The organism is Pseudomonas sp. LARHCG127 (genome assembly GCF_052871455.1).
Window position 1 is genome coordinate 1 of record NZ_JBIXJT010000030.1, and the last position, 20,720, is coordinate 20,720.

The following is a 20,720-nucleotide window of genomic DNA, read 5'->3' on the forward strand; positions in this document are numbered from 1 at the left end:
TCCACTGGACTGACCCCAAAATGTTGGACGGTCTACTGCCACACGCCCACGGATTGGGTCCTGTATTCCACAGGGCTCAGTCCACTGAGCTTTGATTTGATCCGGTCATGATTGTAATAACTGATGTACTCGTCCAGCCCTACATTCAACTCTCCCAGATTTTCGAAGCGTTTGAGGTAGAAAAACTCGGACTTCAGGGTGCCGAAAAAACTCTCCATCGCCGCGTTGTCGAGGCAATTTCCCTTACGTGACATGCTCTGTTTTATGCCGCGTTGCTTCAGTGCATGCTGATAGCGAGGTTGCTGATATTGCCAGCCCTGGTCAGAGTGCAGCAGCAGATGAGACGGCCCTTGCAGGCGTTCGAAGGCCTTTTCCAGCATTCCGGTCACCAAGGCAAAGCACGGGCGCGAGGCCGTTTCATAGGCGATGATCTCGCCGTTGTATAAGTCCATTACCGGCGATAGATAGAGCTTCTTTGATCCGACCTTGAACTCGGTGACGTCCGTTACCCACTTCTGATTGGGCCGTTGCGCAACGAAATTACGCTCCAGAAGATTCGCCGCGATGGTTCCAACTTGACCTCTGTAGGATCGATATTTTTTTGGGCGCACCAAGGATTTAAGGCCCATGCGGTCCATCAGGCGCTGAATCAATTTTTCACTGACCGACTCTTTCTTTTGAAGCGCTAAAGCGATGCGGCGATAGCCAAATCGCCCTTCGTGCTGGTCATAGAGGTCTCGGATCTTCGTTTTTAGCGAGGCATATTTGTCAGGTTTCTGAAGGGCGCTGACCTGGTAATAGAACGTGCTGCGGGCCAGGTTGGCTAACTTGAGCAGACCGTCCAGAGGAAACCTGGATCTCAACGCCATTACGGAGATGGTTTTTTCCCGGGGCGACTCCTCTTCGAAGTCTCCCTTACCTCTTCGAGCTTTTTTAGGTAAGCGTTCTCCATACGTAGGTATTCGAGTTCGGCCTTCAGTTGCTCTCGGCTCTTCGAATCGTCGTCCTCAGGTTGGGAGTGATCAGGGACAGGCGTTTTTTTGGGCATGACAACAGCCTTTTTTCTCTTGGGTACGATCAGGGCAGGAAGACCGCCACTGTAGTACTGCCGCTCCCAAATGCCCACCTGCGAGGACTGACCGAGCCCGAACCGCGCGGCGACTTCCCGATGTGAGAGCCGCTCTTTTTGCATGCATTGGATGACTGAGCGTTTGAATGCCGCGCTGTAATGGCGACCCTGAGATTGCAGGCCAGTACTGCCTAGGGCCCGATAGCTGGCGACCCAACGCCGAAGCAGGCTGCAGTCGATCAAGTAGCGGTGAGCTACCTTTCGAAAGCCTTCATTGCCATTGATATAAGCCTCAATGGCCGTAATTTTGAACTGAAGAGAAAATTTGCCCATGGAAAACACCACCAAAAGTCAGGTTGGTGTCCAACTTTTGGGGTGCAGTCCACATTGTGGGAGCGAGCTTGCTCGCGATGGCGGTGGGTCAACCAACATCAATACCACTGGCGATCAAGCAATAACCGGCGCCCGCTCCCAATCCAACTGCGCCGCCGCGACGGGCCGGCCGAACCAGTAGCCCTGCCCCAGCTCACACGCCAGCCCAAGCAAAAACGCCGCTTGCTCACGCTGCTCGATTCCTTCGGCGTGCACTTGCATCCCCATGCTATGGGCCAAGGCAATGATCACCCGGACGATCGCGGCGTCATCCTCATCCCACGGCAACCCCGCGACGAAACCCTGATCAATCTTGAGCTTCTGCACCGGCAAACGCTTGAGCCGCAGCAGCGACGAATAGCCCGTGCCGAAATCGTCGATGGCCAGCCGCACGCCCAACTCCCGCAGGCGATGCATCTGCTCCAGCGCCACCTCCGGGTCTTCCATCACCGCGCTTTCCGTCACTTCCAGCTCCAGACACGCCGGATCCAGGCCCGTGTCGTGCAATACCTGGGCGACCTGGTCATACAACTCACGACGAGCAAACAACCGACTCGAGACGTTGACGGCGATGAACGACAGCGCCACACCCGCCTGTTGCCACCGGCACATCTGCCGACAGGCCTGGTCCATGACCCAGGCGTCGATCTGGGCAATCAGCCCGGTACGCTCGGCGATGGGAATGAACTCAGCCGGCGACACCAGCCCCCGCGTCGGATGCTCCCAACGCACCAGCGCCTCGACACCGATCAAACGGCTGCTCGCCAGGTCGTGTACCGGTTGGTAATGAACACGCAACTCTTGCTGTTGCAGCGCACGACGCAGTTCGAAGGCAATTTCGACCCGTTGCTGGGCGTGGGCGGTGAGCTCTTCGGTGTACAGGGCGTAGCCGTCGCGCCCGGCGCTCTTGGCCTTGAACAGCGCCGAGTCGGCGTTGCGCAGCAATTGCCCGGCGCTGAGGGCATCACCGGGGAACAGGCTGATACCGATGCTGGCGTTGATAAACAAGGACTGGTCGCCGAGCTGCACCGGCTCTTTCAGTGCATCGAGGATACGCCGGGCCAAGGCCGCCGCCTGACCTGGCTGCGAGCAGTTTTCCGCGAGCACCGCGAACTCGTCACCGCCTAGTCGCGCCAGGGTTATACCCGGTGCAAACAGCCCGAGAAAACGCTCGGCCACGCCTTTGAGCAACTCGTCACCGACGTTGTGCCCAAGGCTGTCGTTGATGTTCTTGAAATGATCCAGATCCAGCAGCAGAAGCGCACATCCGCGCTTGTGAAGCTGCGCCGAAGCCACGGCTTGCTCCGCGCGATCAGAAAACAGCAGCCGGTTTGGCAGGCCTGTCAGCGGGTCGTGATGGGCCAGGTGCGCCAGCTCATGCTCCGAATCCTTGATGGCGCTGATGTCCGAAAATACCGCGACATAATGACTGACCTGGTCGTTATCGTCGTGAATGACACGAATCGTCTGCCATTGCGGATAGATCTCACCACTTTTACGTCGGTTCCAGATCTCACCGCTCCACTCGCCCTGGCTGGTCAGGGCGGCAAACATGTCGCGATAGAACTCCGGCCCATGGCGACCGGACTTGAACAGATTGGGGCGCTGGCCCAGTACTTCGTCCCGGGCATAACCGGTGATCGCCATGAACGCCCGGTTCACATGCACGATCAAGCCATTGCGGTCCGTCACCAACACCCCTTCGCGGGTGCAATCGAAGACGGCCGCGGCCTGGCGCAGGCGCTCGCGATCGACGCCGTGCTCACCCTTGGCGAAAAACCGCGAGATCCGTGCCCGGGCCAGGAAGATCAGCCCGGCGCTGAGCAGCACCCAGGCATAACCATTGATCAGCAGCCAACGCTGCCTGTCAGCGAATTGATCGAAGAAACTGCTCAATAAATAACCAATCAGCTGCAGCCAGGTGACTGACAGCACGAGGTAAAGCAGCGCTACGCGCACGGCACTGCGTTGATAGGCAGGCATTCGGCCATCCATGTCCCTACAAAGTGATGGGATTATAGAGGAAGAAACATTCAGCCACTCTTATCTGAAAGGCCGACTGGTTTTATCTGTGGGGCTGGTGATAATGCAACGGCGGTTTCTATCTTTATCGAGGGCCCTACAGCCTATGTGGTACGAAGGTTTTCTTGGCTTGTCGGCCTGGTCACTGGTGGCAGTCACCCTGCTGATGACCCACGTCACAATCATTGCCGTCACGGTCTACCTGCACCGTTATTCGGCGCATCGCTCCCTGGAGCTCAACGCCGGTCTCAAACATTTCTTCCGCTTCTGGCTGTGGTTGACCACGGCGCAGAACACCCGCGAGTGGACCGCCATCCACCGCAAGCACCACGCCAAATGCGAAACCGAGGATGACCCCCACAGCCCGGTCATCAAGGGTTTGTCCACGGTGTTGCGCAAAGGCGCCGAGCTGTACCGCGCCGAGGCGGAAAACCCCGAGACCCTGCGCATCTACGGCAAGAACTGCCCCGACGACTGGATCGAGCGCAACCTCTACAGCCGCTTTCCGCTGCTGGGTGTGGCGATCATGGGCGTCATCGACCTGCTGCTGTTCGGCACCATCGGTATCACCATCTGGGCCATCCAGATGATGTGGATCCCCGTCTGGGCCGCCGGCGTGGTCAATGGCCTGGGCCATGCCGTGGGCTATCGCAACTTCGAATGCCGCGACGCGGCGACCAACCTGGTGCCCTGGGGCATCCTGATTGGCGGCGAAGAACTGCACAACAACCACCACACCTACCCCAACTCGGCCAAGCTGTCGGTGCGCAAATGGGAGTTCGACCTGGGCTGGGCCTGGATCAAGGTCTTCAGTTTCCTGCGCCTGGCCAAGGTCCAGCGCGTTGCGCCGATCGCCCACCGGGTCGAAGGCAAGGGCCACCTGGACATGGACACGGCCATGGCGATCCTCAACAACCGCTTCCAGATCATGGCGCAGTACCGCCGGCTGGTCATTGCGCCGCTGGTCAAGCAGGAACTGGAGAAGGTCGATCACTCGGTGCGTCACCAGTTCCACCGGGCCAAACGCCTGCTGTCGCGGGAGACCAGCCTGTTGGACGAACGTCACCATGTGCGCATCCAGAACATGCTCGAACACAGCCAGGCGCTGAAGGTGATCTACGAGAAACGCCTGGCCTTGCAGCAGATCTGGGTCAAGACCAGCAGCAACGGCCACGACATGCTCGCCGCCATCAAGGAATGGGTCAGCGAAGCCGAGGCCAGTGGCATCCAGTCCCTGCGCGACTTTGCCGATCAGCTCAAGACCTACTCGCTACGGCCTGCCACGGCCTGACCACCAAGGCGGTGAATATGGCTTCTTGTGGCGAGGGAGCTTGCTCCCGCTGGGCTGCGCAGCAGCCCTGAAACCTGCTGACTCGGTGCATCAGATCAATTGAATTGACCGTCTTGGGGCTGCTCCGCAGCCCAGCGGGAGCAAGCTCCCTCGCCACAGGTTCAACACTTGGTATCTGACTCGCTAAATCCCCCGCCCTTCGTCGCCTGAAAAGGAACTTCGTCCCAAATCCCCTATCTCAAAGAGCACTTCGCCATCCAGGCGGGCTTTGGAGAAAAGTGCGTGCGAACCCACAGCAGTGCACGCTCTTTGAGATTTGTGCCGATGGTCGACAAGAACCTGCAGGATTACTCCCTACCTCATTGGCCCGAGGCGGCCCAGACGCTCATGGCGCTGATGCATGCCCAGGGTGAAGTGGCGCGACTGAGCGAGCGCGAGCAACTGTTCAGCTCGCTGCTGGTTAGCGTCAATGCCGTGCTTTGGGCGTTCAACTGGGAAACCCGGCAAGTGCTGTATGTCAGCCCCGCCTATGAGCGCATCTTCGGCCGTCCCGCCGGCCTGGTCCTGGCGGACTACAACGAATGGCGCGACGCAATTTACCCCGACGACCTGGAGTACGCCGAACGCAGCCTGGCCGAGGTGCTGGTCAAGGGCGCCGTCGAAGACCGTGAATACCGCATCATCGCCGGCGACGGCCAGGTCCGCTGGCTGAGCGACAAGTGCTTCATCAACCGTCAGGCCGAGCCCGGGCAACCCGTGATCGTGGTCGGCATCGCCGAGGACATCACTGAAAAGAAGCTGCTGGAAAGTGAACTGCAGCGACTGGCGACCACCGATGTGCTGACCCAGAGCAGCAATCGCCGGCATTTCTTCGAATGCGCCCACCGTGAATTCGAGCAGGCGCGGCTACAAGGGACGCCCATGGCGTTCCTGTTGCTGGACATTGATGACTTCAAGGTAATCAACGACACCTACGGCCATCAGGAAGGCGATACCGTGTTGCAGAAGATCGCCGAAAGCGGCCGATCCGTGCTGCGGCGCGGTGACCTGTTCGGGCGGATTGGTGGCGAAGAGTTCGCGGCAGTGTTCCCCGGCTGCCCCCCCGACATGGCCTTGCAAGTAGCCGAGCGCTTGCAACGGGAAATCCAGCGGCTGATGTTCCGCTGCGGCGAGCAGACCTTCGGCATTACCGTCAGCCAGGGGCTCACCGCCATTACTCCCGAGGACCAGTCCCTCGACAGCCTGTTCGCCCGCGCCGACGCGGCCATGTACGAAGCCAAGCGCAAGGGGAAGAACCGCATCATCGCGGCTTGACGCCAATCGCAGCTCAATTGAATCCAGCCATGCCACAGACCCTGTGGGAGCGAGCTTGCTCGCGATGAGGGTCTGACATTCAATGACGGGGCGGCAGTAGGCTGCCATCGCGAGCAAGCTCGCTCCCACAGTGGTTTCGGGATGGATGCCAAATTCCGACCATCGCCAAGCCCCTGTGGCGAGGGAGCTTGCTCCCGCTCGGCTGCGCAGCAGTCGTAAAATCAAACAACGCGCTCTGCCTGTCAGCATGCTGGGGCCTGCTGCGCAGGCCAGCGGGAGCAAGCTCCCTCGCCACGGTTTCTGGGTTGTCTGGACTGGCGCCATTGCGAGCAGGCTCGCTCCCACAGGGTTAGGTGGTGGTGCTATTTGCGACGCAACCGCATCAATTCCGGCAAGCCGACCTTCAGCAACCGCGCCGTGCGGCCACGGGCCAGTTCTTCAAGGCCTTCATGGGCAGGCAGATGCGCCATCTGCGCCGCCATGTTCATCACCAAGGCTTCACGGGAATAGACCCCGCCACCCAGGCTGTAGACCGCCGCGATCAGCTCTCTGAGCTCCAACGGCAAACGCCAGCGGGCACGCAATGCCGAGCCGAAACTGGCGCCGAATTTTTCCAGCGAGTCGCCGACTTCCTCCGGCTCATCCAGCTCGCCACCGGCCTGTTTCCATTCCTCCAGGCAGCGCAATAACGCCAGGTCGCCCAGGCGATGCAATAACCCGGCGCAGTAACAGCGCTCCTGCTCCAGGTCCAGCAAGCGGGCCATCGTCCGGGCGTACTCGGCGGTGTGCAGCGACAGCTCCCAGTAACGCTCGGCATAGTCCGCCAGGCACGGAACGCTGAGCCGGGCGCAACGCTTGAGGGTCAGGCCGAGGATCAGGTTCATGCTTTGCCCGGTGCCGAGCTGGTGCAGCGCCTGGGCCACGGTCTGCACCGGACCGCCGCCCTGATGCTGGGCAGCGCTGTTGGCCGCGGCGATCAGCACCGCGGTGATCTGCGGGTCGGTGCGCAGTTCTTCTTCGAGCAGTTTCAGATCCAGGCCGCCGGGGTTGAGGCTGCGCTTGATCGCCACTTGCACATCGGTCATCAGGGGCGCGCCTTCGGACAGGTCACGCCGACGCTCCAGAAAGATGGGCAAAGTCAGTCCCGGCCCTGGAATCGGCGCGGCGTTGGAAGTGTCTTCACCACTCAGAAGCAACCCCAGCAAACGCTGGGCCAGGTTCTCCCGGTTCAAGGGCTTGGTCAGATAGGCCGTCGGCGCCAGTGGCAAGACCTCGCGCACGCTGGCGCTGTCGTTACGCTGGCTCACAAGGATGAACGGCAACGCCGGCGTACGATGCTGTTGGCGCAAGCCACGCAGAATGCTCAGGCCATCGACACCTGGCAGCTCCCAGTCGGCGATCACCAGGTCGTAAGGATGATGGGCCAACAGCTCAAGGGCCTGCCGCCCTTCGCCGCACGTGTCTATCCGGGCATCACAGCGCACACCTGACAACACCTGTTCAAGCAGCTCCCTGGACGCCGGATCGGCCTCGGCGATCAGCACACGCGGTACAGCGGGTAAATCCACAGCAGTCATGCCGCATCGCTCCCTTGCAATACATGCACCTTAGACAATAACCGCCGTTCCAGACAGCTCGAAACGCCAGGGAGCGGATGCCGGATATGAAAAAACCCGCCGAAGCGGGTTTTTTGTGGGTCAGCGCACAGGCTCAGAGTTCGGAGAAGCACTCTTCGATAATCGCCAGGCCCTTGTCCAGTTGCTCGTCCGGCGAGGTCAGCGGCACCAGCACCCGCAGCACGTTGCCATAAGTGCCGCAGGACAGCAGGATCAGGCCCTTGTCCCGCGCCTTGGCCACCACCTGGGCCACCGCCGCGGCGTTCGGCTTGTGGGTGTCGCCGTTTTCGAACAGTTCCACGGCGATCATCGCGCCCAGGGCACGCACTTCACCGATGACCGGGTACTTCTTCTGGATCGCCTTGAGGCCAGTCACCAGGCGCTCGCCCACGGCCTTGCAACGATCCAGCAGGTGTTCTTCTTCGAACACGTCCATTACCGCCAGCGCCGCCGCACAGGCGATCGGGCTACCGGCATAGGTGCCGCCCAGGCCACCCGGTGCGATGGCGTCCATGTACTCGGCCTTGCCGCAAACACCGGCCAACGGGAAGCCGCCGGCGATGGATTTGGCGAAGGTGGTCAGGTCGGCGGCAACGCCCATCTGTTCCATGGCGAAGAACGTGCCGGTACGGCCGGCACCGGTCTGCACTTCGTCAGCGATCAGCAGGATGCCGTGCTGGTCGCACAAGGCGCGCAGGCGCTGCATGAATGCTTTTGGCGCCACATAGAAACCACCCTCGCCCTGGACCGGCTCGATGATGATGGCGGCGATGTCACGGGGCTCGGCGTCGTTCTTGAAGATGCGCTCGATGCTGGCGATGGAATCATCGATGCTCACACCGTGCAGTTCGTTCGGGTACAGGGCGCGGAAGATGCCACCGGGCATCAGGCCCATGCCGGCCGAGTACGGCACGACTTTACCGGTCAGGCCCAGGGTCATCATGGTGCGACCGTGGTAAGCGCCGGTGAACGCGATCACGCCGGCGCGGCCGGTGGCGGCACGGGCGATTTTCACGGCGTTTTCCACCGCTTCCGAACCGGTGGTCACCAACAGGGTTTTCTTGGCGAAATCACCCGGGACCTTGGCGTTGATTTTTTCGCACAGTTCCACGTACGGCTCATAGGCCAGGACCTGGAAGCAGGTGTGGGTCAGCTTGTTCAGCTGTGCGGTCACGGCGGCGATGATTTTCGGGTGCACGTGGCCGGTGTTCAGCACGGCGATACCGCCGGCGAAGTCGATGAACTCACGACCTTCAACGTCGGTCACCGTGGCGTTCTTCGCCGATTCGGCAAAGATCGGGTGAATCTGGCCGACGCCACGGGGAACAGCGGCGATACGGCGGGCCATCAAGTCAGCGTTAGTCTTGCTCATTACAGTCCTCATTCGCAGCTCAGGGCGGCGTGGATCAAGGAATAACATGGCGGGGAGGCAACTGCGACAGCATGCGATGATCGACTGCCGCAGCGTTCCGGCCACAAGAAACAGAACGGGTGAAACGCGCAAAGGGACAGCGCTCTCGTGCCCCTTGCGCTTGAAGCAGATCAGATACCCAGGCAGAGGTATTTGATTTCCAGGTAATCCTCGATGCCGTATTTGGAACCCTCACGGCCCAGGCCCGAAGCCTTGATGCCGCCAAACGGCGCGACTTCGTTGGAAATCAACCCGGTATTGACGCCGACCATGCCATATTCCAGGGCCTCGGCCACACGGAACACACGGCCCAGGTCGCGGGCATAGAAGTACGAGGCCAGGCCGAACTCGGTGTCGTTGGACATCGCGATCACTTCGGCTTCGTCTTTGAAGCGGAACAGCGGCGCCAGCGGGCCGAAGGTTTCTTCCTTCGCCACGGCGGCATTTTTCGGTACGTTGGTCAGGATGGTCGGCTCGAAGAAGTTGCCTTCCATCGCCTTGCCGCCCGACAGCACGGTCGCGCCTTTGCTGACGGCATCGGCGATGTGTTCCTGCACCTTGGCGACTGCCTTGCCGTCGATCAACGGACCGGTGGTGGTGCCATCGTCCAGGCCGTTGCCGATCTTGAGCTTGGCCACCGCCACCTTGAGTTTTTCAGCGAACGCGTCGTACACCGAATCCTGGATGTACAGGCGGTTGGCGCAGACGCAGGTCTGGCCGTTGTTGCGGTACTTGGAAATGATCGCGCCTTCGACGGCCTTATCCAGGTCCGCGTCGTCGAACACGATGAACGGCGCGTTGCCGCCCAGTTCCAGGGAGACTTTCTTGATGTCCTTGGCACATTCGGCCATCAGTTGGCGACCGATCTCGGTCGAACCGGTGAAGGACAGCTTGCGCACGATCGGGTTGCTGGTCAGCTCGCCGCCGATGTCGCCGGCGCTGCCGGTGACCACGCTCAGCACGCCTTGCGGGATGCCGGCACGGTGCGCCAGTTCCACCAGGGCCAGGGCCGAGAACGGCGTTTGCGAAGCCGGCTTGATGACCATGGTGCAACCGGCAGCCAGGGCCGGGCCAGCCTTGCGGGTGATCATCGCGGCCGGGAAGTTCCACGGGGTAATGGCTGCGGTCACGCCGATTGGCTGCTTGATCACGATCAGGCGCTTGTCGGGCTGGTGGCCGGGAATCACGTCACCGTAGATGCGCTTGGCTTCTTCGGCGAACCATTCGATGAACGAGGCGGCATAGACGATTTCGCCCTTGGCTTCGGCCAGCGGCTTGCCTTGTTCGAGGGTCATCAGGCGACCAAGGTCGTCCTGGTTTTCAATCAGCAATTCATACCAGCGGCGCAGCTTGTTGGCGCGCTCCTTGGCAGTCAGCGCACGCCAGGCCGGCAGCGCCTTGTCGGCGGCTTCGATCGCGCGACGGGTTTCGGCGGCGCCCATCTTCGGCACTGTGCCCAGTACTTCGCCCGTCGCCGGGTTGGTGACCTTGATCGTCTGACCATTGTCCGCATCGACCCAAGCGCCATCGATAAAGGCTTGCTGGCGGAACAACTGGGTGTCTTTAAGCTGCATGTCGGCTTTCCTTAACAGCACCGCGCGCACGCGGAGCGAATTAGAGTTGTAGAAAGGCGCCTCGGGGGCTGCCGTCAGGGAAATCATTCACCGGGCTGAAGCACAGAAATAACGCACATAAGCACAGACGTGCGGTTCAGCACCCAGACAAGAGCGTTTGAAATCTCAAACGAATCCTAGGGCCGATAGGGGTGAAGGACAATAGGCTGTTCGAAAAAAAGAACGAAAAAGCCGAATTTGCCCGCTTTTTCTGATCAGCGTAGCCAACACCCGGCGAACTGCCCAAAAACGCAGGCGATTCAGCAGCATGGACGCCTGCCACGCATATGAGTATCATGGCGCCCGCGCTGCACCAGTAGCTCAGCTGGATAGAGTACTGCCCTCCGAAGGCAGGGGTCGTGGGTTCGAATCCCGCCTGGTGCACCATATCGAAAAAGCTAGACCTGTCCCGGACAGTCTACGAGTCTCTCCAAAAAACCCGCCCTGTGCGGGTTTTCTTGTTTTTGCTGCCTTGTGGCGAGGGAGCTTGCTCCCGCTCGGCCTGTAGGAGCTGCCGAGCGAAGCGAGGCTGCGATCTTTCCCCTGGCGCTTGAATCTCAAGCGAAAGATCAAAAGATCGTCCGAACGCGGCCCGAGCCTTCGGCAGCTCCTGCAGCGCAGCCCAGCGGGAGCAAGCTCCCTCGCCACGGACGTTGCCAACTTCAAGGCTTGCGCAACGCCTCCAACCGCGCCGGCAAGTCTTCCTTGGGAAAACGTTTGTGCAGCGCCAGCAGTTTTTCATCTGCAGCCTTGGTATCCCCCGCCTGCCGCAAACGCAGGATTTCCAGCAAGCCTTGCTCCAGCGACGGCAATGCAGCCGGCGCGGATTTGCTCATTTTCGCCGCTGGCTTTTCCGCCAAGGACTGCATCGGGCTGGCCGGGGCTCGGGCCAGTTCGCCCTGGGGCGCCATGCGGGTGATCGGTGCGGGGGCGGGCATGGCCGGCGGCGGTGCCGCGGCAACGGCGGGCGCTTGCCAATCGGCGGAAAACTCCATCGAGGCAGGTGAGGCCAGCTCGTCGTGGGGCACGGGTGAACGCAGCACCAGGCCGATCATCAGTGCCACACCGGCGACCGTGGCGAATGCCATCTGCCAGCGCGGCTGTTGGCACATCTGCAGCCAGCGTTGCCACAGGGTGGGCGCAGGCGCGGGGGCTTCGCGACGGGCGGTGGCGAGGATGAAGGCGTCCAGGGAGGCCGGCGGCTCGCCGCTGGCGTGTTGGCGGAAATGCTCGACAAGCCTTTCGTCGTCGAGGTCCGGGGTGTGTTTGGGGTCGATCATGCGGGTACCTCCTCGGCCAGCAGTCGCTGCAGTTTCTGCTGGGCGTAACGCAAGCGGCTCTTGACCGTTTCCAGCGGGGCACCGGTCAGGGCGGCAATCTGTGGCAGCTCCAGGTCGCCGTGCAGGCGCAGCAGGAAGACTTCGCGCTGGTCTTCGGGCAAGGCCTGCAACGCGGCGTCGAGACGCGCCTGGTCGCGACTCAGGCTCAGCTGTTGCTCGGGGCCGCAGGTGTCGTCGGGCTGGACGTGCAGTTGCTCGTCGTAGCTGTCGTGCAACGGGTTGTGAACGCCATGCTTGCGCCAGTGGTCGATCAAGCGGTTGCGGGCGATCTGGAACAACCAGGTCCGAAAACTCGCCCGGCCTTGTGGTTGGGTGGTGCTGCGGATCAGGCTGAGCCAAGTGTCCTGGAACACTTCCTCGGCCAGTTCGGCCTTGTTGCTCAAGGACACGAGAAAGCGATAAAGCCCTTGTCGATGGCGGGCGTACAGGACTTCGAAAGAAGCCCCGTCGCCGCTGCGGTAGCGGGCCAGCAGCGATTCGTCGCTGGGAGGATCAAGCGCAGCGGGCATGTGGGGGGCGAACTCCTTTGCGGTCATTGCAACACAGTCCTGGCAGACAACATGGGAACCCTGTGGGAGCGAGCTTGCTCGCGATGGCGTCGGATCAGTCAATGATAATGGTGATCGGTCCGCCGCTATCGCGAGCAAGCTCGCTCCCACATTTTGGCTCTCGTTGCGCTCGGGATCAGCGCTTGGCCGCAGGCTCAAGGCTCTGGGCCAGCTCCACCAACTGTACAAACTCGCCACGCAGCCCGAACGGATCGTCACCACGGGCCGAGCGCGCCAATTGCGCGGTGTCCTTCAAGGTCATCGTCCCAGTGTAGCGCCCATCCCCCTTGAGCTGTTGGGCAAAGGCGGCCACGGCGGCGGAGAAGCGCAGGTCATCGCTGGGCTTGCGGTCGTTCTGTACGCTGGCGATGGGATGCTCGATCAATCGGCTGCTGCCGCCCTCGGCCGGCTTGTAGCGTACGCGCAACATGGCCAATTCACCCGAGGTGCCCTCCGACTTAGGGGTACTGCCATAGCGCAACGGCTCCAACCAGCCCGGCGCGCCCTTCGGAACGATTTCATACAAGGCCGTCACTGTATGCCCGGCGCCGATCTCGCCCGCGTCGACCTTGTCATTGTTGAAGTCCTCACGCTTCAATGCGCGATTCTCATAGCCCAACAGGCGATATTCGCTGACCTGGGCGGGGTTGAATTCCACCTGCAACTTCACGTCCCGCGCCACCACCGCCAGGGTGGAACTGAGTTGGTCCACCAGGACCTTGCGCGCTTCGAGCAGGTTGTCGATGTAGGCGTAGTTGCCGTCACCGGCGTCGGCCAATTGTTCCATCAGGTGTTCGTTGTAGTTATCCACACCGAAGCCCAGCGTCGTCAGGGAGACCCCGCTTTTGCGCTGGTCCACCGCCATCTGCTTGAGGCTGTCGAAATCACTGACCCCGACGTTGAAGTCGCCATCGGTGGCCAGCAGGATGCGGTTGATGCCTTTGTCGATGAAGCTCTCCCGCGCCATCTGATAGGCCAGCTCGATACCCGAAGCGCCCGCCGTGGAACCACCGGCGTCGAGTTGATCAATGGCGTTGCGGATTGTCGCCTTGTCGCGACCCGAGGTGGGCTTGAGCACCACCCGGGATTCACCGGCATAAACCACCAGGGACACCCGGTCCTGGTCACGCAATTGGTCCACCAACAGTTTCAGCGTGCTCTTGACCAGCGGCAGGCCTTCGCGACGGTCCATGGAGCCGGAAACGTCCACCAGGAAGACCAGGTTGGCCGGCGCCAGGTCCGCCACGGCGCGGTCGCTGGCCTTGATGCCGATGCGCAGCAAGCGGGTGTGGGGGTTCCACGGTGACGGGGCCACTTCGGTGGTCACGCCAAAGGGTGAACCGTCGGTGGGCAGGGCGTAGCTATACGGAAAATAATTGACCATTTCCTCCAGCCGCACCGCACCTTCGGGTGGCAGGCTGCCTTGGTTGAGCAGACGTCGCACATTGGCATAGCTGCCGGTATCGACATCCACGCTGAAGGTCGAGACCGGCGTTTCGGCCACGCTGTGGATCGGGTTGTCCGGGAGCTTTTCGTACTGTTCACGCGGCTCGGCGCGATAACCCGCAGCGATGGCGTCGCCCGCCACGCTGGGGGCGGGCATCGCTGCCGGTTTCATGAGCATGCGCTTGACCGTCGACTGACGCACTTCGGCGATCTCGCCTTGCGGTACGACGCTGGGCGCCACGGACACCGGTTCGGATGGAATGGCCGTCTCCCGGGAGGAAGACAACCCACAACCGGCCAACGCCACCAGCAAAGTCACGGCGAAGCCTTGGGCAGCAGGACGCATAAAAAGAAGTGGACGGGACATGGGCTGAACCTCGTGAATGAATGATCCGTTCACAGCGTCAGACGCAGGGCACACGCGGTTCGGGTTAACGACCAAGAAATATTTTTCTCCAGCGCTGCAAAGACGGGGCTGACCACCTTGAACGTGGCCAGCCCGGTGCCGATCGGAGCAATCGCCGGCGCGCTACGCAGGCATTGCTAGCGGGACGGAATGCCCCGCAGGTCGTCGTCGATGAATCCGCTCAAATGACCGGTGTAATAGTCTTCGACATCGGAGTTGCCTCTGTTCGTCAGGGCGCCCGCTATGCCTCTCATGGCCTCAAGTTGGCCGACCGCCCCTCCCGGCATCAGCCCCTGGCGGGCCTGGGCAAAGTGCAACACCTCGACATCGGCCTTCTTCACCTTGACCTGATAATTGAAATCGACACTGGCCAGATACGTACCGTCGGCAACGATTCAAGCTGTCTGGTCTTGCAGAGTGCGGTCCGGTTGAAAATCCCGATTAGGCTTCACACGCCAATGACTGCTGCGCTGCCTTCCCCTGCCGCTTCGGAAAATACGCCGCCGCAGCCACGCCCACCGCGCCCATCACCACGCAATACCCCACGCACACCCACGGGCTCCACGGCACCAAGGCGATCAACATCAACGGGGTCATGCTCGCCCACAGGGCATAGGCGATGTTGTAGGTGAGCGAGATGCCGGACACGCGAATTTTCGGCGGAAACAGGCTGACCATCACCGACGGCACCGCGCCGACCACGCCACAACCCAGGCCGGCCACGGCGTAGGCCAGGCCCAGCCAGGCGCTGCCGCTGATCAGGCTGGCATAGAGCACGGCGATGCCCAGGGGCAGCAGCAGGCTGTAGAGCATGACGGTGCGCCAGGCGCCGATGCGGTCGACGATCAGGCCGGCGAGGACGCAGCCGATGTTCAGGAAGACGATGCCCAGGCTGCTCAGGGCGAAGGTGTGGCTGGGGGTCATGCCGAAGCTTTTTTGCATCACGGTCGGGGTGATGACCACGAACACCACCACGGCCGAGGTCAGCACGCAGGTCAGGATGGCGGCGGGCAGCAAGGCCTGGCGGTGGTCGCGCAGGACCGTGCGCAACGGCAGTTCCGCAGCGCCTTCGCGATTGGCTTGCAGGGCCACGAAGATCGGCGTTTCGCTCAACCAACGGCGCAACCAGACGCCGATCACACCGAAGACGCCCCCCAGCAGGAACGGCAGGCGCCAGGCGTAATCGAGAATCTCCGCCGGGGTGTAGATCCGCGCCAGCGCCGTTGCGGTCAAGGCGCCCAGCAGGTAGCCGAAGGTCAGCCCGGCCTGGAGGAAACCCAGGGCATAGCCGCGATGATGCAACGGCGCATGTTCGGCCACGAACACCCAGGCGCTGGGCACCTCGCCGCCCACCGCCGCGCCCTGCAAAATACGCAGCGCCAGCAACAGCAACGGAGCGAAATAACCGATTTGCGCGTAGGTCGGCATTACCCCGATGAGCAGGCACGGCAAGGCCATCATCAGGATGCTCAGGCTGAACACGCGCTTGCGCCCCAGGCGATCGGCAAAGTGCGCCATGAGAATGCCGCCCAGGGGCCGGGCCAGGTAACCGGTGGCGAAAATCCCGAAGCTTTGCAGCAAGCGCAGCCAATCGGGCGTTTCCGGCGGGAAGAACAACTGGCTAAGGGTCAGGGCGAAGAAGACGAAGATGATGAAATCGTAGATTTCCAGCGCGCCGCCCAAGGCGGCCAGGCCCAGGGTCTTGTAGTCGGAGCGGCTGAATCGATCACCGGTTAGAACAGTGGCGGCAGTCATAGGCAGATTTGAACAAGTAGTTGAAAGAGGCGACGGCTCAGTCGTCGCGATCATTGTCCACCGGTTCAACTGGTGGCTGGCCTGGCTCGGCGTCATCGGCCTCGTCGACAGGCAGGAAATCCTTACGGCTCTGGGCGATGGCCCGGCGTATTTCGTCGCCCTTGGTGGGGCAGTTCAAGAGGCGGGCGATGCCGTCGGGTTTCTGCGTCATCGCCATCCTCCGGCATGAGTGAACAGGGGCTCGATAGTGCTCGTTTTTGGCGCGTGATGCCAATGTTGTGTCTGGGCCAGCGTCATGGGGGCTGCTTTGCAGCCCAGCGGGAGCAAGCTCCCTCGCCACGGGGGGTTGCGTTGTCTAGCGGTGGTAGCGGCGCACGACGCTGCTGTTGCGCAGGACGTGGCCTTTGATTTTTTCCATCAGTTGGGCCCGTGTGAGGCCGGCGGGCAAGGCTTCCGGCGGCAGGTCGAGGGCGAAGAGCTGGATCAGGTAATGGTGAGCGCTGTCGCCGATAGGCGGGCATGGGCCGATGTAGCCGTGGGTGTTCTTGCTGTTGATACCGCTCAGGCCTTCCAACGAGGACTTGGTTCCGGCGCCCGTCGGAATCTGCCGCGTGGAGGCCTTGATGCCGTAGTGGATCCAGTGGTCGACACCCTGGCCCCGTTGGCCGTCCGGGTCCAACATGACGATGGCGTAGCTGAGGGTGCCTGGCGGGCCGGCGTTCCAGCTCAGCGCCGGGGAAATGTTCTTGCCACCGCAGGTGTTGGCGTCACTGGCCTGCGCGGCAGTGAAGAGACGGTCGTCCGACACGCCGGGAATACTGAGGGTAAAACGCTCCTCGGCCTGGGCAGCCCCTTGTGCGCACAGCACCAGGGCGACGGCCGCCAGCCAAGGGGTGAGAATCTTCAATCGGGTCATACCGGGGCACCTTGTGCGTGTCAGGCCATGGACGGCTTGCGAACTATAGCCGCAGCTTCGCCAAGGGTGCAGTGACAATTGCGCTGAACCTCGTTCCGGCCCTGGGACTCCAACGGGAAACGCCAGCCGGAGAACGATCATGTCTCTGCATCAAGTCGCCCGTTTCGCCGACGTTCGCGAAGACCGCGGCCTCGAAGTCAAGATCAACGACACCCCTATCCTGCTGCTGCGTGCAGGCGACCAGGTGCGCGCCTTCCAAGGCAAATGTCCCCATGCCGGCGCCCCCCTGGCCAAGGGCGCGGTGTGCCATGGACGGCTGATATGCCCATGGCACAAGGCGGCGTTCCGGGCTGAAGACGGCGCCCTGTGCGAGCCGCCGGCCCTCGACAGCCTGACGCGCTATCACGTCGAGGTGCGGGACGGTGACGTCTGGGTCGATGACCAACCACTGCCGGCCGATAAAGTCCCGCCGGCCGATGATGCGCGCACGTTTGTCATTATCGGTGCCGGTGCGGGCGGCACGGCTTGCGCGGCGGCGTTGCGGGAGAAGGGCTTTGGCGGACGCATCCTGATGATCGACCGCGAAGCCGAAGCCGGCTACGACCGCACGGTGCTGAGCAAATACGTGTTGGCCGGCGACATGGCGGTCAACGAGACGGCGCCGCTGCGCGATGAAACTTACTTCACCCAGCAACGCATCGAAAGGCTCCATGGCGAGGCCACCCATTTGGACCCTGGTGCCCGGCAAATCCATCTCGCCGATGGCCGGCGCCTGGACTACGACGCCGCGCTCATTGCCACGGGCGGGGAGCCGAAGACGCTAGCGCTGCCTGGCATCGATTTGCCGCAAGTCTTCGTGCTGCGTTCGATCGCCCACGCCCGCCAGATTCTCGACGCGGTCCGGCCAGGGCAACGGGCGGTGGTCATCGGCGACAGTTTCATTGCCCTGGAAGTCGCTTCGTCCCTGCGCAAGCGCGAGCTGAGCATCACTGCCCTGGCCCGGCACCCGGTGCCGTTCGCCGCGCAGTTGGGGGAGAGCGTCGGCCAGGCCATCCTTGCCCGGCACCGGGCCAACGGCGTGGTGTACCACACCGACGGCGAAGCGGCGCGGATCGAGGGCTCGCACAAGGTTGAAGCCGTGGTGCTGGATAACGGCCAGCGTTTTGCCGTGGACCTGGTGATCATCGGCGTCGGCGTGCGCCCGGCCACCGAGCCGTTTGCACAGCTGCCGCGGGAACAGGACGAGTCGCTGTCGGTTGACGCGGGCATGCGTGTGGCGGATGGCGTATGGGCCGTGGGTGATATCGCGACCTTCCCCCTGAACGGCGCGCCTGTGCGCATCGAACATTGGCGCTTGGCCCAGCAACAGGCGCGCATCGCCGCCGCGAACATGCTCGGCGGCGACGAGCACTATCTGGACGTGCCGTTTTTCTGGACGTATCACTTTGGCAAACGCTACGACTACCTCGGCCACGCCGAGCATTGGGATGAGGTCGAGTTCAAGGGTACGCCCGAGCATCCGCCCTTTATCGCCTTGCTGGGCAAGAACGGCCTAGTCGCCGCCGCCGTGGCCTGCGATGAAGGCCGGGCGATGGCGGCGCTGGCCCAGCGCATGAAACAACCGTTGCCGGTGGACGAGGCGTGGCGGCTGATCCGGGATTTTTCGTCCTAGCCCCAAATTCCCTGTGGGAGCGCGCTTGCTCCGGGCGGCGATCCGACGAAAGCGTCGGCACAGCTTGCATCAATGCACGGACTGATCAGCCGGCAAGTGAATCACCCGTGGCCGCTCCAACGGCGCCAGGGGCGGAGGTTGCAACTCCGGACTGAGTAGGTGGAAATGCGGCACGACGTGGCTGATGTCGCCTTCCTGGTTGTTGTGGATGATCTTCGAGCCGGGCTGGCGCAAGGTGTCCAGACGCTCGTCGGTCAACTTGAAACTGGCGCTCAAGCCTTGGTCGTCTACCACCGGCGCCGGAAGTCGACGCTGGGCGAAGCTGCGGCTTTTGCGCTGTTGATAACGGGCCCAGGCAATCAGCAGCACCGCGTTGACCAATGCAATCCAACCATAGACCTGCAAAGTCGCCAGGGTGTCGAACAGCGCCCCGCCCAAGCGCGGGCCTGCCTGGCTGTCGAGCAGCGGCCATAGCCCATTGACCAGCAAATACAAGAGCCCCACCCACGCCAGCACGGTGAAAAGCGCATCGATGACCACCAGAAAAGGCCGCTGCCGGGTCCTGATAATTTTCATCGGATCACGTCCTCTTCCTGATCGTCGAACGGTTTGATGCCGCGATCCGGACTGATCCAGCGCGCACGCTTCTGATGCTGCCCGAACAGCACTTTAGGAAAGCTCACCAGGGTGGTGAACAGGCTGATCAGCCAGAACACCAACGGGTACCAGACCACCCAGAACATGATGTGCCACAGGCCTTTTTCGTAGCGCCGGTCGATCAGGATGCTCACCGCGAATTGCAACAGGCACACCACCGCCAGCAACAGGCCGGTGAAGGCCGGCGGCATCAGGTGATCCACGGCAATGGCGGCTGGCATCTCGACGAATTTACCGGCGCCCCAGAAGATCACCGACAGCAGGAAGGTGAACGCCCAACCGGTGGACAGGCAGTATTCGAACAGCAACGGCCACAGGTAGCGGTGGCGGTATTGCCAGATGCCACGGATGTTCTTGAACAGCACCTCGGCGCCGCCCTGGGCCCAGCGCAGCCGTTGCCGCCATAGGCCGCGCAGGGTTTCAGGCATGAGAATCCAGCACAGCGCACGGGGCTCGTAGAAGATGCTCCAGTGATCCAGCTGCAGCTTCCAACTGATGTCGATGTCTTCGGTGATCATGTCCGGGCTCCAGTAGCCCACCCGGTGCAGGGCCGTGCGACGGAACGCGACAATCACGCCGGACACGGTGAAGATTCGCCCGAAGACCCGCTGGGTGCGCTTGATCAGGCCGATGATCGAGGAAAACTCACCGACCTGGACCCGACCGATCAACGTTGAACGGGTGCGGATGCGCGGGTTGCCCGTCACCGCGCCGAGGCGGGCGTTGTCCAGCATCGGCGCCACCAGGTAGGCACAGGTGTTCGGCGCCAGCAGCGCATCACCGTCGATGCACACCAGGTATTCGCTGCGCGCCGCGATGGCACCCATGCGCAGCGCCACGGCCTTGCCCTGGTTTTCCGCCAGGTGCAGGACGCGCAGGCGCGGGTCTTCGGCCGCCAGTTGATCGAGCATCTGGGCGGTGTTGTCTTTGGAGCCGTCGTTGATGGCGATGACTTCGATGTTCGGATAATGCTGGCCCAGCGCCGCGTGAATGGTGTCGGCGACGTTGTCGCCTTCGTTGAAGCACGGGATCAGGATGCTGATCAGCGGCTCGCCTGCCAGGGCCGGTGGCAAGGTGTCGTCCTTCCACGGCCAGTGACGCTCCCAGTGCAGCCAGAAATACAGGCCGCCGGCGATCCACAGCCCGGACATGAACAGCGGGTAAAAGAACACGAAGTCCATCAGGAATTGCCCGGTGACCAGGAAGATCAGGCCCAGGGGCACCCCAAGGACGATCGCCAGCACCAGCAGGGCGAGCAGTCTGTCGAGCATG

General features: G+C 62.1%; 16 protein-coding genes, 1 tRNA gene and 1 pseudogene. 4 read left to right on the forward strand and 14 right to left on the reverse strand.

All coding sequences use genetic code 11. The features are described from left to right. Positions 1-32: 32 nt before the first annotated feature. Positions 33-1,402 (reverse strand): IS3 family transposase gene (locus ACIPQ1_RS28180; RefSeq protein ID WP_446535117.1). Its coding sequence is split into 2 segments (ribosomal slippage): positions 33-926 and positions 929-1,402, totalling 1,368 coding nucleotides; the frame shifts between segments, so codons are not numbered across the junction. A gap of 114 nt (positions 1,403-1,516) precedes the next feature. Continuing rightward, on the reverse strand, positions 1,517-3,424 hold the full coding sequence (gene dibA / locus ACIPQ1_RS28185) for a phosphodiesterase DibA (protein WP_411386134.1): 1,908 nt from the start codon (positions 3,422-3,424) through the stop codon (positions 1,517-1,519). Positions 3,425-3,569: 145 nt separating this feature from the next. Between dibA and desA the strand changes: the two genes are divergently transcribed. Both desA and ACIPQ1_RS28195 read left to right on the forward strand, forming a co-directional pair. After that, positions 3,570-4,754 (forward strand): delta-9 fatty acid desaturase DesA, encoded by a 1,185-nt coding sequence (gene desA, locus ACIPQ1_RS28190; protein WP_411386133.1) that lies wholly within the window; start codon positions 3,570-3,572, stop codon positions 4,752-4,754. 324 nt (positions 4,755-5,078) lie between these two features. Next, positions 5,079-6,068: a GGDEF domain-containing protein gene (locus ACIPQ1_RS28195; RefSeq protein WP_250965990.1), complete on the forward strand. Its 990-nt coding sequence runs from the start codon at positions 5,079-5,081 to the stop codon at positions 6,066-6,068. A 362-nt stretch (positions 6,069-6,430) separates the two neighbouring features. On the opposite strand, the gene ACIPQ1_RS28200 is transcribed toward ACIPQ1_RS28195, so the two are convergent. The 3 genes from ACIPQ1_RS28200 to gabD all read right to left on the reverse strand — a co-directional run bounded on the left by ACIPQ1_RS28200 (position 6,431) and on the right by gabD (position 10,669). Continuing rightward, positions 6,431-7,645, reverse strand: a complete 1,215-nt coding sequence (locus tag ACIPQ1_RS28200; RefSeq protein WP_446535118.1) for an HDOD domain-containing protein — start codon at positions 7,643-7,645, stop codon at positions 6,431-6,433. 133 nt (positions 7,646-7,778) lie between these two features. Next, positions 7,779-9,056: a 4-aminobutyrate--2-oxoglutarate transaminase gene (gabT, locus tag ACIPQ1_RS28205; protein WP_411386131.1), complete on the reverse strand. Its 1,278-nt coding sequence runs from the start codon at positions 9,054-9,056 to the stop codon at positions 7,779-7,781. Positions 9,057-9,226: 170 nt separating this feature from the next. Further along, the gene (gabD, locus tag ACIPQ1_RS28210) at positions 9,227-10,669 is read right to left on the reverse strand and encodes an NADP-dependent succinate-semialdehyde dehydrogenase (protein WP_003196484.1); all 1,443 of its coding nucleotides are present in this window, start codon (positions 10,667-10,669) and stop codon (positions 9,227-9,229) included. 349 nt (positions 10,670-11,018) lie between these two features. Here gabD and ACIPQ1_RS28215 point away from each other — a divergent pair. Beyond that, positions 11,019-11,095: transfer RNA gene (locus tag ACIPQ1_RS28215), tRNA-Arg, on the forward strand. A gap of 275 nt (positions 11,096-11,370) precedes the next feature. Here the strand turns inward: ACIPQ1_RS28215 and ACIPQ1_RS28220 are convergent. The 7 genes and pseudogenes from ACIPQ1_RS28220 to ACIPQ1_RS28250 form a co-directional block, all read right to left on the reverse strand. Beyond that, positions 11,371-11,988, reverse strand: coding sequence for a hypothetical protein (locus ACIPQ1_RS28220; RefSeq protein WP_411386130.1), 618 nt, complete (start codon positions 11,986-11,988; stop codon positions 11,371-11,373). Further along, complete coding sequence (locus ACIPQ1_RS28225; protein ID WP_250965495.1) at positions 11,985-12,557, reverse strand: RNA polymerase sigma factor; 573 nt, start codon at positions 12,555-12,557, stop codon at positions 11,985-11,987. Before ACIPQ1_RS28225 ends, ACIPQ1_RS28220 begins: the two co-directional genes overlap by 4 nt. A 175-nt stretch (positions 12,558-12,732) precedes the next feature. Next, on the reverse strand, positions 12,733-14,409 hold the full coding sequence (locus ACIPQ1_RS28230) for a vWA domain-containing protein (RefSeq protein ID WP_411386129.1): 1,677 nt from the start codon (positions 14,407-14,409) through the stop codon (positions 12,733-12,735). A 176-nt stretch (positions 14,410-14,585) separates the two neighbouring features. Continuing rightward, positions 14,586-14,843 (reverse strand): annotated as a pseudogene (locus tag ACIPQ1_RS28235) (hypothetical protein); the annotation flags it as partial. A 46-nt stretch (positions 14,844-14,889) separates the two neighbouring features. Beyond that, a complete protein-coding gene (locus ACIPQ1_RS28240) occupies positions 14,890-16,203 on the reverse strand; it encodes an MFS transporter (RefSeq protein ID WP_446535119.1) in 1,314 nt (437 codons plus the stop codon). 37 nt (positions 16,204-16,240) lie between these two features. Further along, the gene (locus tag ACIPQ1_RS28245) at positions 16,241-16,414 is read right to left on the reverse strand and encodes a hypothetical protein (protein ID WP_250965499.1); all 174 of its coding nucleotides are present in this window, start codon (positions 16,412-16,414) and stop codon (positions 16,241-16,243) included. Positions 16,415-16,558: 144 nt separating this feature from the next. Beyond that, positions 16,559-17,119: a YbhB/YbcL family Raf kinase inhibitor-like protein gene (locus ACIPQ1_RS28250; RefSeq protein WP_250965500.1), complete on the reverse strand. Its 561-nt coding sequence runs from the start codon at positions 17,117-17,119 to the stop codon at positions 16,559-16,561. Positions 17,120-17,258: 139 nt separating this feature from the next. Here ACIPQ1_RS28250 and ACIPQ1_RS28255 point away from each other — a divergent pair, with 139 nt between their 5' ends. Further along, positions 17,259-18,791 carry an FAD-dependent oxidoreductase gene (locus ACIPQ1_RS28255; protein WP_446535120.1) on the forward strand — a complete coding sequence of 511 codons (1,533 nt, stop codon included), beginning with the start codon at positions 17,259-17,261 and terminating at the stop codon, positions 18,789-18,791. A 69-nt stretch (positions 18,792-18,860) separates the two neighbouring features. Here the strand turns inward: ACIPQ1_RS28255 and pgaD are convergent, their stop codons facing one another. Further along, entirely contained in the window at positions 18,861-19,367 is a 507-nt protein-coding gene (gene pgaD, locus ACIPQ1_RS28260; RefSeq protein WP_411386126.1) for a poly-beta-1,6-N-acetyl-D-glucosamine biosynthesis protein PgaD, read from the reverse strand. Then, on the reverse strand, positions 19,364-20,719 hold the full coding sequence (gene pgaC, locus ACIPQ1_RS28265; protein ID WP_411386125.1) for a poly-beta-1,6-N-acetyl-D-glucosamine synthase: 1,356 nt from the start codon (positions 20,717-20,719) through the stop codon (positions 19,364-19,366). The genes pgaD and pgaC overlap by 4 nt, the downstream gene beginning before the upstream one ends. Position 20,720 lies beyond the last annotated feature (1 nt).

Coding starts and splice junctions, on each gene's coding strand:
- ACIPQ1_RS28230 (WP_411386129.1), bottom strand. CDS start 14,409: ATGTCCCGTCCACTTCTTTTTATGCGTCCTGCTGCCCAAGGCTTCGCC.
- desA (WP_411386133.1), top strand. CDS start 3,570: ATGTGGTACGAAGGTTTTCTTGGCTTGTCGGCCTGGTCACTGGTGGCA.
- ACIPQ1_RS28225 (WP_250965495.1), bottom strand. CDS start 12,557: ATGCCCGCTGCGCTTGATCCTCCCAGCGACGAATCGCTGCTGGCCCGC.
- ACIPQ1_RS28240 (WP_446535119.1), bottom strand. CDS start 16,203: ATGACTGCCGCCACTGTTCTAACCGGTGATCGATTCAGCCGCTCCGAC.
- gabD (WP_003196484.1), bottom strand. CDS start 10,669: ATGCAGCTTAAAGACACCCAGTTGTTCCGCCAGCAAGCCTTTATCGAT.
- ACIPQ1_RS28250 (WP_250965500.1), bottom strand. CDS start 17,119: ATGACCCGATTGAAGATTCTCACCCCTTGGCTGGCGGCCGTCGCCCTG.
- ACIPQ1_RS28245 (WP_250965499.1), bottom strand. CDS start 16,414: ATGACGCAGAAACCCGACGGCATCGCCCGCCTCTTGAACTGCCCCACC.
- ACIPQ1_RS28200 (WP_446535118.1), bottom strand. CDS start 7,645: ATGACTGCTGTGGATTTACCCGCTGTACCGCGTGTGCTGATCGCCGAG.
- pgaC (WP_411386125.1), bottom strand. CDS start 20,719: ATGCTCGACAGACTGCTCGCCCTGCTGGTGCTGGCGATCGTCCTTGGG.
- ACIPQ1_RS28255 (WP_446535120.1), top strand. CDS start 17,259: ATGTCTCTGCATCAAGTCGCCCGTTTCGCCGACGTTCGCGAAGACCGC.
- pgaD (WP_411386126.1), bottom strand. CDS start 19,367: ATGAAAATTATCAGGACCCGGCAGCGGCCTTTTCTGGTGGTCATCGAT.
- ACIPQ1_RS28195 (WP_250965990.1), top strand. CDS start 5,079: ATGGTCGACAAGAACCTGCAGGATTACTCCCTACCTCATTGGCCCGAG.
- dibA (WP_411386134.1), bottom strand. CDS start 3,424: ATGCCTGCCTATCAACGCAGTGCCGTGCGCGTAGCGCTGCTTTACCTC.
- ACIPQ1_RS28220 (WP_411386130.1), bottom strand. CDS start 11,988: ATGATCGACCCCAAACACACCCCGGACCTCGACGACGAAAGGCTTGTC.
- gabT (WP_411386131.1), bottom strand. CDS start 9,056: ATGAGCAAGACTAACGCTGACTTGATGGCCCGCCGTATCGCCGCTGTT.